This is a genomic window from Pseudomonas sp. UMAB-40 (assembly GCF_900095275.1).
GTDB classification, from domain to species: Bacteria; Pseudomonadota; Gammaproteobacteria; order Pseudomonadales; family Pseudomonadaceae; genus Aquipseudomonas; species Aquipseudomonas mandelii_B.
Map to the genome: position 1 here is coordinate 172,819 of NZ_LT607562.1, position 13,092 is coordinate 185,910.

The 13,092-nt window shown below is 57.5% G+C and carries 14 protein-coding genes; 6 read left to right on the top strand and 8 right to left on the bottom strand.

Features of this window, described 5'->3' with window-relative positions:
- The first annotated feature begins 70 nt into the window (after nt 1-70).
- From K0F88_RS18240 to K0F88_RS18250, 3 genes are all read left to right on the top strand, one after another.
- The gene (locus K0F88_RS18240) at nt 71-2,026 is read left to right on the top strand and encodes a hypothetical protein (protein ID WP_219095989.1); all 1,956 of its coding nucleotides are present in this window, start codon (nt 71-73) and stop codon (nt 2,024-2,026) included.
- A 4-nt stretch (nt 2,027-2,030) separates the two neighbouring features.
- Entirely contained in the window at nt 2,031-3,476 is a 1,446-nt protein-coding gene (locus K0F88_RS18245; RefSeq protein WP_219095990.1) for an MBL fold metallo-hydrolase, read from the top strand.
- A 278-nt stretch (nt 3,477-3,754) separates the two neighbouring features.
- Nucleotides 3,755-4,264 carry a hypothetical protein gene (locus K0F88_RS18250; protein ID WP_219095991.1) on the top strand — a complete coding sequence of 170 codons (510 nt, stop codon included), beginning with the start codon at nt 3,755-3,757 and terminating at the stop codon, nt 4,262-4,264.
- Nucleotides 4,265-4,354: 90 nt separating this feature from the next.
- Here K0F88_RS18250 and K0F88_RS18255 read toward each other — a convergent pair whose 3' ends face one another.
- Both K0F88_RS18255 and K0F88_RS18260 read right to left on the bottom strand, forming a co-directional pair.
- A complete protein-coding gene (locus K0F88_RS18255) occupies nt 4,355-5,002 on the bottom strand; it encodes a helix-turn-helix domain-containing protein (protein ID WP_257605284.1) in 648 nt (215 codons plus the stop codon).
- Nucleotides 4,999-5,160 carry a hypothetical protein gene (locus tag K0F88_RS18260; protein ID WP_219095992.1) on the bottom strand — a complete coding sequence of 54 codons (162 nt, stop codon included), beginning with the start codon at nt 5,158-5,160 and terminating at the stop codon, nt 4,999-5,001. Before K0F88_RS18260 ends, K0F88_RS18255 begins: the two co-directional genes overlap by 4 nt.
- A gap of 276 nt (nt 5,161-5,436) precedes the next feature.
- On the opposite strand from K0F88_RS18260, the gene K0F88_RS18265 reads away from it, so the two are divergent.
- Both K0F88_RS18265 and K0F88_RS18270 read left to right on the top strand, forming a co-directional pair.
- A complete protein-coding gene (locus K0F88_RS18265; protein ID WP_027921432.1) occupies nt 5,437-5,652 on the top strand; it encodes a molybdopterin-binding protein in 216 nt (71 codons plus the stop codon).
- Between the two features lie 95 nt (nt 5,653-5,747).
- A complete protein-coding gene (locus tag K0F88_RS18270) occupies nt 5,748-6,767 on the top strand; it encodes an ABC transporter substrate-binding protein (RefSeq protein WP_219095993.1) in 1,020 nt (339 codons plus the stop codon).
- Nucleotides 6,768-6,929: 162 nt separating this feature from the next.
- Here the strand turns inward: K0F88_RS18270 and K0F88_RS18275 are convergent, their stop codons facing one another.
- Entirely contained in the window at nt 6,930-7,598 is a 669-nt protein-coding gene (locus K0F88_RS18275; protein WP_219095994.1) for a hypothetical protein, read from the bottom strand.
- Between the two features lie 629 nt (nt 7,599-8,227).
- Between K0F88_RS18275 and K0F88_RS18280 the strand changes: the two genes are divergently transcribed.
- Nucleotides 8,228-9,454 (top strand): RtcB family protein, encoded by a 1,227-nt coding sequence (locus tag K0F88_RS18280; protein WP_219095995.1) that lies wholly within the window; start codon nt 8,228-8,230, stop codon nt 9,452-9,454.
- 129 nt (nt 9,455-9,583) lie between these two features.
- Here the strand turns inward: K0F88_RS18280 and K0F88_RS18285 are convergent, their stop codons facing one another.
- The 5 genes from K0F88_RS18285 to K0F88_RS18305 all read right to left on the bottom strand — a co-directional run bounded on the left by K0F88_RS18285 (nt 9,584) and on the right by K0F88_RS18305 (nt 12,928).
- Complete coding sequence (locus K0F88_RS18285; protein WP_257605285.1) at nt 9,584-10,336, bottom strand: DUF4239 domain-containing protein; 753 nt, start codon at nt 10,334-10,336, stop codon at nt 9,584-9,586.
- A 42-nt stretch (nt 10,337-10,378) separates the two neighbouring features.
- Nucleotides 10,379-10,807 carry a hypothetical protein gene (locus K0F88_RS18290; RefSeq protein WP_219095997.1) on the bottom strand — a complete coding sequence of 143 codons (429 nt, stop codon included), beginning with the start codon at nt 10,805-10,807 and terminating at the stop codon, nt 10,379-10,381.
- A gap of 119 nt (nt 10,808-10,926) precedes the next feature.
- A complete protein-coding gene (locus tag K0F88_RS18295) occupies nt 10,927-11,340 on the bottom strand; it encodes a VOC family protein (protein ID WP_094471670.1) in 414 nt (137 codons plus the stop codon).
- Nucleotides 11,341-11,484: 144 nt separating this feature from the next.
- A complete protein-coding gene (locus tag K0F88_RS18300; RefSeq protein WP_094471671.1) occupies nt 11,485-12,090 on the bottom strand; it encodes a TetR/AcrR family transcriptional regulator in 606 nt (201 codons plus the stop codon).
- A complete protein-coding gene (locus K0F88_RS18305; protein WP_094471672.1) occupies nt 12,077-12,928 on the bottom strand; it encodes a 3-hydroxybutyryl-CoA dehydrogenase in 852 nt (283 codons plus the stop codon). The genes K0F88_RS18300 and K0F88_RS18305 overlap by 14 nt, the downstream gene beginning before the upstream one ends.
- Nucleotides 12,929-13,092 lie beyond the last annotated feature (164 nt).

Below are 13,092 nucleotides of genomic sequence, written 5' to 3' on the forward strand. Positions count from 1 at the left end.
ACCGGGGCGGCCCATGGATTCGGGTCGGGTTATCGCTTTAACGCCAGTTCGTCAGACAAGGAGATCCGCAATGGATAAGTCCGACTACCCACCACCGCCTATGCGCAAACTGCGGGTCTATGCATTCGACCCGCAAGCCTCGACTCAAATGGAAACGGTAGGGGTCAACCACGCCACCATCGAATTACCTTGGGAACAACGCTGGGAAGCCGATCTGTTGCCGGGGCCGGTGAACGAGTATCTGGAAGTCATCGACGTTGATCCAACCAGTGGCCAGTTCTACAAACCGGTGGACTTGAACAACCCGTATTTGTTGGCTCAGGACGGCATCGCGCCGTCCGAGGGTGACCCGCGTTTCCATCAGCAGATGGTCTTCGCCGTTGCGATGAAAACCATCAAAGTGTTCGAGCGGGCGCTGGGCCGCAAGGTGTTCTGGTCACCCCGCGTTGTCGAAGATGAGCGCAACAGACCAACCCACGTCTATGTACGCAGGTTACGTATTTATCCCCACGCACTGCGCGAGGCCAACGCCTATTACAGTCCGGCGAAAAAGGCGTTGTTGTTCGGTTACTTCAAGGCTTCGCTGAGTGACGCCGGGGTGAACTTGCCGGGCGGCTGGATATTCACGGCGCTGTCCCACGATATTGTTGCCCATGAAACAACCCACGCCATTCTGGATGGATTGCATCGTCGTTACGTCGAGTCGACCAGCGTCGACAGTTTGGCGTTTCATGAAGCCTTTGCCGATATTGTCGCGCTATTGATGCATTTCACCTTGCCCGAAGTGGTCTCCAGTCAGTTGGCGGCGCGCCGGGGCAACTTGAGTGAGCGGTCCTGGTTGAGTGGCCTGGCTCGCCAGTTCGGTGAGGCTTCGGGTCGTTATTCGGCATTGCGCGAAGCCATCGACGAGAAAGGCCAGGACGGTTTACCGGACCCGACACGACTTTCGCGATTGAGCGAACCTCATGAGCGCGGCGCGATACTGGTCGCCGCTGTTTTCGACGCTTTTATCACCATTTACGAACAACGCACGACCGATCTTTTTCGGCTGGCAGGGCATGACAAGGCGTCGACGGCAAACCTGTCGACAGAACTGATCGCGCGCCTGACCCGCGAAGCCGTGAAGTCTGCCGATCATGTACTGCGCATGTGCATTCGCGCACTGGACTATTTGCCACCGGTGGATGTGCACTTTGGTGAGTTTTTGCGGGCGATCGTCACGGCCGATAACGACCTTGTGCCGGATGACCCCATGCACTATCGCCTGGCCGTGATCCAGGCCTTTCGCCGGCGCGGCATTTTTCCGGACAAGTGCCTGTCGCTGGCGCCGGACAGCTTGCTTTGGGAATCACTGAAGGGTTATCAAACAGACGAACTTCAACTGACCGCCGACGACCTTCTCGACTTCGAAGCGCCCCCGAAACCGTCACGCAACTGGTTGGGGGGATCGCTCGATCTCACGCCACAGTACCTGCGGGGCAAGGCGTATCTGCAGTCAGAGCACAATCGACAAGTTGTATGGAACTGGCTGATGGCAGAGTCAGCGCACGACGCAGAATGGGAGAAGGCATTAGGGATTTACTTCGCGGCCCAACCGGACGCCACAAGGATGCAAGGTGCATTGTTCATCGCAGGAGATGGTGTTCAACCGGCCGTGGAAGTGCACTCGGTCCGAACGTGTCGCAGGGCAGGGCCGGACGGGCAGGATCTTCGGCAACTGGTGGTCGAGATTACTCAGCGTCGTCGCGGCTATTTCGATGTCGAGCAACAACGCCAGGAAGATCTGCAACCGCCCCGGGAGAAAGGTCATAGCCCGTATGACTTCACTTTTCGGGGTGGCGCGACACTGATCATTGACCTGCGTGATGGCAGCCTGCGCTACGTCATCCGTAAGCGCATCAATGACGATGAGCGTCTGGACGACCAGCGACGCTTCCTTCAAACCGGCAATGACGGCCTTGCCCTGACGTATCGACAGCCGAGCCCGGACGATAATCCCTTTGCCATGACCCACCGAGGAGTGTGACGCCATGACCCAGGCTGATGTGCAAGGCAAGGTAGCAATTCGCATGTACCGCGGAATTCTCGGCGACTGCTTTCTGCTTCGTTATACGGAAGCAGGGACATCTCGCCATGTTTTGATCGACTGCGGCGTGCTTCAAGGGGCGAAGGACGGCAAGCTGAAAATGGCACGCATCGTCGACGACATTCACAAGACCACCGGCGGTTCGCTGGACCTGGTAGTAGTGACCCACGAACATCATGATCACCTGTCCGGCTTCCTCTATGAGCAAGCGCGTTTTTTGGGTGATGACTTCCGCATCGGTGAACTCTGGCTGGCCTGGACCGAGGACCTGAATGATGCCCAGGCAGTTGCGCTGCATGCCCGCTTCAAAAAGGCGAAAGTGGCGTTGGCCAGTGTCGTGGGCCTGAGTGGGAGCGGTACGGCACTGCACGAGGATGCGCGAATCAAGACGGTGCATGGCCTGTCGGCGTTCATCGAGCCGCTTGCCGCTGCGGCCGATAAGGACAAGCGCACGACCCTCGAAAAGCTCAAGGCCAAGGCCGGATCGAAAGCGACCCGCTATCTGGACCCCGGAGATGTTGTGCGACCTGCCGCCCTCGAAACGCTCAAGGCGTATGTCATGGGACCGCCGCGCTCCGAAGCGCGTTTGCGCAAGGACTTGCCGGGCAAAGGGGCGGGTAAAGAGGTCTACATGACCAGCCTGGACGAAGCCATGGCCTTGGAGGAGCGGACACAACGGCTCAACGGCGTGGTTCCTCCCGCTGCCGATATCCCGTTTGCCCCGCCTTATCAGCGTGTGTGCGCAAAGGCGCAAAGCGATTCCGAGACCCATACCGAGGAGGGTGAAGATTCGGCCAGCATCGAACAACGCTATTTTAGCGCCGACAACCAATGGCGTTGCATCGAAGACGAATGGCTGGATGGGGCGGAGACCCTGGCCTTGAAGATGGATTCGGACACTAACAACACGAGTCTGGTGCTGGCGTTCGAACTGCCGGACGGACAGATCCTGCTCTTCCCCGGCGATGCCCAAGTGGGTAACTGGCTGTCCTGGGGCGATCAGACCTATCCCAAAGAGGCGGTGACAGGCGAGCCTGCGCCACTGACGCGCGATGACATCCTCGCCCGCGTCACGCTCTACAAAGTCGGTCATCACTGCAGCCACAACGCCACCGCTCGTGCTGCAGGGCTGGAGAAAATGCACGATCCCCGATTGGTGGCGATGATCCCGGTGGACGCTGATGTTGCGAAAGGCAAAGACTGGAAAATGCCCTATCCGGATCTGCTGAGTGCCTTGCAGCAGAGGACGAAACAGCGGGTTGTTTCAGGTGATGGTCAACCGGCCGTCGAACTCAAGGCCTTCAGTGATTCACCGACGGATCCGAGTCACCCGGTCGGCCTGAGTTATGCGCCAGATAACCTCTGGGTGGAGTTATCGATCCCTTATTGAAAATGACCCGGCGCTGTTTAGAACGATTATTTCTTTCGGTTATTTGTATAGGCTTCGAGCGCATATCCATAACCGGACAAAACGCGCTATGACTCTCAAGGTATCTGTCATCAAAGCTGAAAGCTCGTTGTGGCAGATGCCGGCGTTCTGTTCGCCCCGTTAAGGTTGCTCCAGCGTTGTTTCCAGCTGTTTGATCGTCATCTTGTTGTGCGTTGGCCATTGCTTAGAATCCGCTCCATCAGCTTTGTCCAACTATCAATCCTTCAGGGAGCCACACCATGATGAACGCCATGCAGATGCAAATGCCGATGAACGCCAACATGCCGATGATGCCGATGATGGGCATGCCGATGATGATGGCGACCATGAGCTGCGAGATGATGGACGACGGCATGATGTGCAAGATGATGCCGGCCGCTGGCATGGACATGGCGATGTTCAAGAACAGCGCTGAAATGATGCAGATGATGATGAACTGCGGCATGCCGATGATGATGCATTGCGGCAACATGAGCATGATGTGCATGTCTCAGTCGGCCATGGCCATGCCGATGATGAACATGATGATGCCGATGCCGATGATGGGCATGCCGATGCCATCGATGAAGTGCGTGATGGAATGCACCCTGATGGCTGACTGCATGATGTGCAAAATCATGCCGATGGCCGGCATGAACATGGACATGATGAAAAACTGCTGCGCTCTGATGATGAAGATGATGAACGACTGCAGCATGCCGATGATGATGAGCTGCAATGGCATGCCGCTGATGTGCTGCACCTGCTGATCCATCGCCATTGAAAAAGCCCGGCTAATGCGAATTAGCCGGGCTTTTTCATGTGCTTTTGCTTTTCGTAGGAGCCAGGCTTGGTGTTTGTCAGTCCAGGCGTTCCGGGTAAGTCACCACCAGGTACGCCACCGCTTCACTGTCGGCAGGGTTGCGATAGCGGTGGGGCTGGTCGGCATAAAACAGAATCGAATCACCGGTGGAGAGCAGGTAACGCTCGTCGTTGACGCTGATTTCCAGCACGCCTTGAGACACCACCAGGTTTTCCTGAACGCCCGGGCCATGCCCCTCGGAGACGTCCTCACCCAAAGGGCTCAGGCGCAGTTCGTAAAACTCCGATTGGCGCGCCACGTCGAACGGGAACAACGCGCGGCTGACAAACGCGCCGCTTGCACTGACCAGGCGTTTGCTCTGGCTGGCCGACAGCACTGCCACCCCTTCGAAAGCCCGATGCTCAAGAAACGCGGCCACCGAAACCTTCAGGCCCTTGGCGATTTTGCACAGCACCTTGATCGAGGGCACGCTGCGTCCTGATTCGATCTGAGCGAGCATGGCCCGGCTCACACCGCATTGTCGGGCCAGAGCGTCGAGGGACAGATGACGCTTGCTCCGCAGACGTTGCAGGTTCTGCGCAACCCGCTCGCAGATTGGGTCTTCCTCCAGATGCTCAAGGTTATTCAAATCCAGTACCGGTTCGTCCGCGCTCGCCAGAAAGCGCGAGGGTTCGTTCGCATTCACGCCTGACGTGTCTCGGTCGATTGGCATGCCTGAATCCATTGATAAGCCTGTAGACCGGCATTGCGTGCGTACATCTCCCACATGGCCCGTGCCCGTTGCTGAGCCTGTTTGCGTTTACGGTAGCTGGCGAAGTCGATGAGGTTGTCAGTCGGATTCATGGGGCACTTCACTGTGGTGATGAATGACGGGATAACCTGAGAGTACGCGGGTATTCATATAGCCATAAATACTGTTTTTGTATTTATTAATTCTTTTTGGTTCTTATCGAAGTGGAGTGTTGACCCAATCCTCCAGCCGTCCGCTTGCAGATCTGCATATTCTATATTCGTATAAATAGATAATTATATATTCCTTTTGTTGTTGGTTTGGCTGGTGCACCTTGAAGGCCTGCGCATCCATGCGGATGTGTCCGACACCAGACAGGAAGCCTCAACATGACCATCAAAGCGATCAACGTCCGCAACCAGTTCAAAGGCGTCATCAAGGAAATCGTGCAGGGCGAAGTGGTTTCCGAAATCGACGTGCAAACCGCGTCCGGCATTGTCACCTCGGTGATTACCACCCGTTCAGTGCGCGACCTTGAATTGAAAGTGGGCAGCGAGGTGATTGCCTTCGTCAAATCCACCGAGGTGTCCATCGCCAAGCTCTGAAGAGTTGGTTCGACATTCAACATCTGCGGCCTCGGCCGCTTTTTTTTGTCGGCGGCCCGGTGCTGCCATGGTTCTTCCATCACATTGAGGTTTTCATGGCAACTCCCTTCAAGCGCTCCGCATTGACCCTGTTGGTCGCCTCTGTGGCGGCGGTGAGTGCGTTACTCAGCCCCGGCGTTCAGGCCGAAGGCAACATCAGCATTGCCCAGCAATTTGGCATCGGTTACCTGATCCTTGATGTGGTGCGCGATCAGCAACTCATCGAGAAACATGGCAAGGAGCAGGGGCTCGACATCAAGGTCGACTGGAACAGCATCTCCGGTGCCACGGCGATGAACGAGGCGCTGCTGGCCGGCGCGCTGGATGTGGTGTCGGCCGGCGTGCCGCCGATGCTGACCATCTGGGACCGGACCAAGGGCAAGCAGAACGTCAAGGCCATCGCCTCGCTGGGGTCGATGCCCAATTACCTGCTGACCAATAATCCCAACGTGAAGAGCCTCAAAGACTTCACTGAAAAAGATCGCATCGCGGTGCCGGCGGCGGGGGTAGGTTTCCAGTCACGCACGTTGCAGATCGAAACGGCCAAGCAGTTCGGCGCTGAACACTACAAAAAGTTTGACGACATCTCGATCAGCCTCGCCCACCCGGACGCGACGTCAGCGCTGATTGCCGGCGGTTCGGAGATCAACTCACATTTTTCCAGCCCGCCGTTCCAGTACCAGGAACTGCAGAACCCCAACGTGCACAAGGTGCTGAGTTCCTACGACGTACTGGGTGGCCAGGCCACGTTTAACGTGTTGTACACCACCGAAAAATTCCACGACGAAAACCCGAAAACCTACAAGGCGTTCTACGCGGCGTTGGCCGAGGCCGAGCAAATCATCAAGGCCGACAAGCCGGCCGCCGCCCAGACCTATATCCGCGTGGAGCAATCGAAATTGCCCCTCCCACTGGTTGAGAAAATCGTCGCTGACCCTGAAATCGACTTCACCGTCGTGCCGCAGCGCACCTTTATCTATGCCGAAAAACTCCAGGAACTGGGCGTGCTGAAAAACAAGGCCGCCAGCTGGAAGGATTACTTCTTTGAAGAAGCGCACGGCAGTGCGGGTAGCTGATTCGGTCAGAGCCCCCGGCTGGGGGCTTCACGCGTAGAACCCTGTCGATCTTGTGCCCCGTCATCGGCCCCATCGGCCCCATTGGCCGTGTGATGCCTGCTGACGATGATCTGGCGACAAGGAAACAGCAAGACAGAACGTTCCCCTGGTGTAGATTTCTCCCTAAACCCTGTGCCATTGAGCAACGCTTACCGAACCCGGCAGTTTCACTTCCAACGTGCCAGCAAACTGATCGTCGATAGCTTTGAGCAAGCCTTGGGCAGGTGTACGGCCCAAGCTGATGGGCTTTAGACCGGAGCTTGCAACCATCAGCGCCTTGAGGTCTTTCAACGGGCCTTTAACCGCTTTGGCACTCGACAGATCCTTGATGTGCAGCAAGTCCGGGGAGGCGAAAAACTCCGCATTGTCCAGACCTGCCGCCTTCATTTGTTCCGGGTTTTCTGGATCAATTTCCGCGTAATGCGTTGCCCCTGCGAGAAACTTTCGGTTCGCTACCTCGCCGTCGATTGCCAAGAGAAAGAAGGTAAACGCTGTATTGCCCAGGCGCACCCAATCATCCTGGTTGGTGTTGCTGCCTTGGGTTCTTTGCAATGTTTTGATGTTGCGGTACACCAGTTCAAAGTTCGAAGAAACAGTGTTGAACGGTGGGGGGCCGTCTTTTGATGTGGTGTAGTGGCGGAGGGTGAACTTCTTGTCCGCCACTTTCAAAAGCTCGGCGTCGGTTGCCTTCTTGTCACTGAACTTCAGGTTGTCATCCGTCACCGAATGCATGATTTCGAACGGCTGAGTCCGGTCCTGTGGCTGATAGTTCGCCTGGTGCCGTTCATACATTTCCAGCGCCGAAGCCGGTTTTTGCGAAGGTGCTTCACTGGCTCGAGGAGTCGTGCAGGGGCCTTGGTGATAGGTCCCACACTTGGAACAGGTCCTGGGGACTGAAAACGGTACAGGTTTTGGGGCGATAGCGGGCGCTGCTCGAGGGGACGGGACTAAAGTGCTTGATGAATACGCCTGGGCGCTTTCGATCGGGGGGAAAATCTTGCTGCTCCTGCGTATTTGTCCCGCGGGCGGCGCGTTGGGACTTGCTGGAGACGGGACGTTGGGCATGGGGCTTTTGCCTGCGTTCGATCCGGAGTTTTTCAGCACAGTAGTCACTCTCTTGAAGTAGTCGGAGATTAATAACGGCTTAAAGTGATCCCCGCGTTTATAACCGAGCCCAGTATGAAAATTGCCCGAGAATTGTTAGATGAAATTTCCTACACGGAGGAAATCATTGGCGTGTTGCTTGGCCGTCAGACACTTGGGTGGGGCTCTTCGGGCGTAAGATAGCGGTGCTTCTTTCATCAAAAGGAGCCCAGGCAGAACCTGTTGATCAAGCGGGCCGAAGCGCTCGCTGACAAGCTGATGGAAACCAGGAAATAACCGAGGAATTCGAGGGGCCCAAGCGCCACTTGTTCGAAAACATGCAAGCACCTACCTACCAACTACTGGAAGTCGCCAACGGCAAACCGATCAAGCTCTGGACCGAAGGCGTCCCGGTAGAAAACGAAGCCCGGCAGCAATTGATCAACACCGCGAAGATGCCGTTTATCTTCAAACACCTGGCGGTGATGCCTGACGTGCATTTGGGCAAAGGCTCGACCATCGGAAGTGTGATTCCGACCGTAGGCGCGATTATTCCTGCCGCCGTGGGCGTGGATATTGGCTGCGGCATGATCGCCGCGCGCACGTCGCTGACCGCCGCTGATTTGCCGGACAATCTGCATGGATTGCGCTGCGCAATCGAAAAAGCGGTGCCCCATGGCCGCACAGTGGGTCGTGGCATCCGCGACAAAGGCGCCTGGGACAGCGTCCCCAAGCAGGCCGATCAGGCCTGGGCGGTGCTGAACCCACGGTTCAAGGCGATTACCGATAAATACCCGAAACTCGCCAACACCAACAATCGCGGACATTTGGGCACGCTGGGCAGCGGTAACCACTTCATCGAGGTGTGCCTGGATGAAACCAACCGGGTCTGGTTCATGCTGCACAGCGGTTCACGCGGGGTTGGCAACGCCATCGGTAACCTGTTCATTCAACTGGCTCAGGCCGACATGCGCCAGCACCTCGCCGATCTGCCGGACCGCGACCTGGCCTACTTCGAGGAAGGCAGCCGGCATTTTGATGATTACGTCGAAGCCGTCGGCTGGGCTCAGGATTTCGCCAGACAGAACCGCGCGTTGATGATGCACTCGGTGATTCAGGCGACACGAAAAGTGATCAGCAAACCGTTCGAAGTCGCGCTGGAGGCGGTGAACTGTCACCACAACTACGTGCAGAAAGAGCGGCACTTTGGTCAGGATATTCTGGTCACCCGCAAGGGCGCGGTGTCGGCGCAGAAGGGCGAGTTGGGGATCATTCCGGGATCGATGGGGGCGAAAAGCTTCATCGTTCGCGGGCTCGGCAACGAGCAATCGTTCTGCTCCTGCAGTCACGGCGCCGGTCGCGTCATGAGCCGTACCCAAGCGAAAAGCCTGTTCACCGTCGAAGACCAGATCCGCGCCACCGCCCATGTCGAGTGCCGCAAGGATGCGGCGGTCATTGATGAGATCCCGATGGCCTATAAAGACATCGACCACGTCATGCACGCCCAGCGCGAACTGGTGGAGGTGGTGCACACCTTGCGGCAGGTGGTTTGCGTGAAGGGTTAGGCATTACGCGAAAGAATGCAGATGAAACAGCCAGCGATTGAACTGAACGTCAGGTGACCATCGATGGCAAAGCGCAAGGCTATGGGCCGGGATGCGAGTGTGAAGGTTCTCTTCCAGCGCCGTACCGGTTTATTGTCCGAGTCGATTCAGCGTATGCCACATCGGATCAAGCGACACACTGATAAACCCGTCCAATGGTCGATTCAGCTCTTCAACCAGCAAAATCGTCGCCGCGGTCGACAGCGCACATAACAGCAACACCACCACAATCGTGCCATTGCGCGGTGAGAACAATCCGAATGATCCGAAGATTATCGCCAGCCATGACGTCAGAATAACCAGCATGACAGGCGGGATCGATTGATTGGACTGAAGCAGGGTCAGCCAGCGTGCTGCGAACACCGTATTCATGATCTGCAAGGCGGACGCCTTGAGTGTACGCTGGCTGTCGGTCGTGGGAGAGAGTGCTTCCACTTGGCGTTGCAGCGCCTCAGAGCGGGCTATCGCTTCGGGGGCGTCGAGTTTTTCCAATTGAGTTCGGTTGCGCGAGGCAAGCATTTGTACGACTTCAGCGTAATTGTGCTTAAGACGAGTGCGGATCTCTTGGGTGTCCGGTCCATAGCGGGCCAGCATCCGATCAAACTGAACGACTTCGGCCGCTGCGCCCTCCAGTTCGGCGTTGGCCGTGTCGAAAGTACTTTTGGCGGACGAGACGAGCAGACCCAGAACTAGCGCCGACATGGTTGCGATCAGGCCGGTGGCGAGCTTTACGACGGCGACGGAGTCATCGCTCAGGTGTTGACTGGGTAATCGCTCCCGCACGTAAGAGCCGAGCAAGGCGGTGCCGAACAGGCAAGCGAACACGATCAGGGCAACGACCACGTCATTCAAGTTCAGTCTCCATTGTCATCTGGGAGGTAGGTATTACTTGTATTTGATGACAATTCCTTTGAGTTTGCGGCCCTCGATGGTTTGTACATCGCGAGCCCACAGCGGCCCGTTGACATAGGCACCCACCGCTTGGATGTGGTCATACACCACCACCACGGCGTCGCCGCCGAGCTTGGCGGCTTCTTCCCGGAGTTTTTGTTCCACTTCGGTAATAGGTGGGGCCGGATCGACACTCGCATCAATCAGCACTTCACCCAATCGGATGTGCGGGCGCAGCGGTTCGGTGCGTAGCACGACGACTTCGCTGGCCAGCGTCGGCGCAGGATGCTCGACGCCCACATACGCGGTGGTCTGCGCATCGACAGTAGCGCAACCACTCAGCGCGAGCAGGCTGGCGGCGAGCCCTCCAGCCAGCAGCGACAGTTTGAAACGGGTGGACCAGGACGCGTCATGAGCAGGCATGGTGGATTTCCTCCGGCAGGACCGTTGCGAAGCGGGGTCGCTTGTTGACGGTAGCAGACGGTCCGGGAGTTTCCACAAAGCCCAACCCTTCCAAGGCGGCCTTTTTTGCACCTGAAAGGTCACTGATCCTTTTCGCAGTTCACCATCCACGACACACCGAACCGATCCACCAGCATCCCGAAGCGTGCCGCCCAGAAAGTCTTTTCCAGTGGCATTTGCACGTTGCCGTCTTCTGATAACGCACCGAACACACGTTCCGCTTCGGCAATGCTGTCGACGTTCAGCGAGACCGAACACCCGCTCATGTCATCCGTGGGGCGATCCGGTGTGGTGTCCGAACCCATGATCGCCTGATCACCCAAGGCTAGACGGGTATGGATGATCAAGTTGTGGTAGTCCGAGGGGAAGTGCTCGCGCGCTGGGCTTTCGCCGAAGGTCATCATCATTTCGATCTGACCTTGCAGGGCTTGCTCATAGAAGGTGAAAGCGGCTTTGCAGTCGCCGTTGAAGATGAGGTAGGGATTGATTTTCATGTTTTGCTCCCGGTAACCAGTGGGACTGGAGGCCCACATTGGTCTATGAATGGACTCCAAGTAGCAAAGCGTTAGACGTGGGGTTGTGCCGGGTTTGTTTAGACGTTTTTTTTATGGGAGGGGCGGGGCTTATTGCTTGAAAGGTCAGGCCACCGCACGCGTGGCAGGTGACGGGCGCAGCACGCGCTCGACGGCGCCGGTCACCAGGTTTTCCAGCAGCTCATCGCGCTGCGCTTCATCCAGTGGATGCTGGGCCAGCCAGCCGGGTGCGCTGTTGAGCAAGTTGGCGATGGCGTGTCCGGCGGCCTTCAAACCCGGTTCGCCGAGACGGGCCGGGACGCCGAGCATCTTCAGCAACGTGCGCTCGTATTGCTCGCGCAGCTGTCGAACACGCGCTTGTTGCTCGGCGTTCAGGCAGCCGCTGTCGCGCTCCGCCAGACGAAAATGCCATGGCATTTCCCGGTGCAGATTCAAATGCGCGCGGATCAGGTTGGGCAGTTTGTCGCGTTTCGCCGAGGCTTTTTGATCGATGCGCCCCAGGGTCGACAGCAGTTCTTCGTAGAACTCTTCGATCAGGTCGAGCAGCAAGTGCTGCTTGCTCGGGTAATGGTGATACAACGAGCCCGGGGACAGCCCCAGGCACGTTGCCAGCTCACGCATGCCGACCTGCCCGAACCCCTTGCTGGCGAACAACTCCAGCACGATGTCCCGGTACTCGGCGAAGCGCGAGCAACGCTCAGGCATAGGCATGGAAGCCACGTCCTGTCTTGCGTCCCAGGTAACCGGCGGCGACCATCTCCTTGAGCAGCGGAGCGGGGCGGTATTTGCTGTCGTTGAAGCCATCGTAGAAGGCTTCGAGAATCGCCAGCACGGTGTCCAGACCAATCAGGTCGGCCAACGCCAGCGGGCCGATGGGCTGGTTGCAGCCCAGGCGCATGCCGGCGTCGATGTCATCGGCGCTGGCCAGGCCTTCCTGGAACACCAGAATCGCTTCGTTGATCATCGGCACCAGAATCCGGTTGACCACGAAGCCCGGACGGTTGCCGGCGGTGATCGCGGTTTTGCCGAGGGTGGTGGCCATGTCCAGCGCCAGGGCGTGGGTCGCGTCGCTGGTTTGCAGGCCGCGGATCACTTCGATCAGGCCCATCACCGGCACCGGGTTGAAGAAGTGCAGGCCGATGAAACGCTCAGGTTGGCTAACGCTGGCGGCGAGTTGGGTAATCGACAGCGACGAGGTATTGGAGGCAATCACGCATTCGGCGCTGACCTGCGCGGCAATCTGTTTAAGCACGCGCAGTTTCAGGTCGAGGTTTTCGGTGGCGGCTTCGATCACCAGCTGCACATTGTGCAGGCTGCTGTAATCGGTGCTGGTGCGGATCCTGGCGAGGGCGTCGAGCTTTTGCGACTCGGTCAGGGTTTCCTTGGCAATCTGCCGGTCGAGGTTTTTGCCAACCGTGGCCAGGGCTTTTTGCAGAGCGCTCTCGGAGATGTCGATCAAGGTCACGTTGAAGCCGGCCAGGGCGCAGACTTGCGCAATGCCGTTGCCCATGGTGCCTGCGCCGATCACGCCGATGTTTTGCAGATTCATGTTCCGTCCTTCCGATCAAACCCTGCGATACCTTGGCCGACGTAACGGCCGAAGGCGTACTATTGGCCGCGAGTCTAGAACCGGCAGGGCGGTTGTCCTATGCCGCAACTGTTCAACGGTGCTGGTGTTTTTTGCCAGTCGGGCGATGGGGAGATAAACGTTCA

Coding starts and splice junctions, on each gene's coding strand:
- K0F88_RS18295 (WP_094471670.1), bottom strand. CDS start 11,340: ATGAAAATCAATCCCTACCTCATCTTCAACGGCGACTGCAAAGCCGCT.
- K0F88_RS18275 (WP_219095994.1), bottom strand. CDS start 7,598: ATGTATGAACGGCACCAGGCGAACTATCAGCCACAGGACCGGACTCAG.
- K0F88_RS18280 (WP_219095995.1), top strand. CDS start 8,228: ATGCAAGCACCTACCTACCAACTACTGGAAGTCGCCAACGGCAAACCG.
- K0F88_RS18250 (WP_219095991.1), top strand. CDS start 3,755: ATGATGAACGCCATGCAGATGCAAATGCCGATGAACGCCAACATGCCG.
- K0F88_RS18260 (WP_219095992.1), bottom strand. CDS start 5,160: ATGAATCCGACTGACAACCTCATCGACTTCGCCAGCTACCGTAAACGC.
- K0F88_RS18265 (WP_027921432.1), top strand. CDS start 5,437: ATGACCATCAAAGCGATCAACGTCCGCAACCAGTTCAAAGGCGTCATC.
- K0F88_RS18245 (WP_219095990.1), top strand. CDS start 2,031: ATGACCCAGGCTGATGTGCAAGGCAAGGTAGCAATTCGCATGTACCGC.
- K0F88_RS18290 (WP_219095997.1), bottom strand. CDS start 10,807: ATGCCTGCTCATGACGCGTCCTGGTCCACCCGTTTCAAACTGTCGCTG.
- K0F88_RS18300 (WP_094471671.1), bottom strand. CDS start 12,090: ATGCCTATGCCTGAGCGTTGCTCGCGCTTCGCCGAGTACCGGGACATC.
- K0F88_RS18240 (WP_219095989.1), top strand. CDS start 71: ATGGATAAGTCCGACTACCCACCACCGCCTATGCGCAAACTGCGGGTC.
- K0F88_RS18305 (WP_094471672.1), bottom strand. CDS start 12,928: ATGAATCTGCAAAACATCGGCGTGATCGGCGCAGGCACCATGGGCAAC.
- K0F88_RS18270 (WP_219095993.1), top strand. CDS start 5,748: ATGGCAACTCCCTTCAAGCGCTCCGCATTGACCCTGTTGGTCGCCTCT.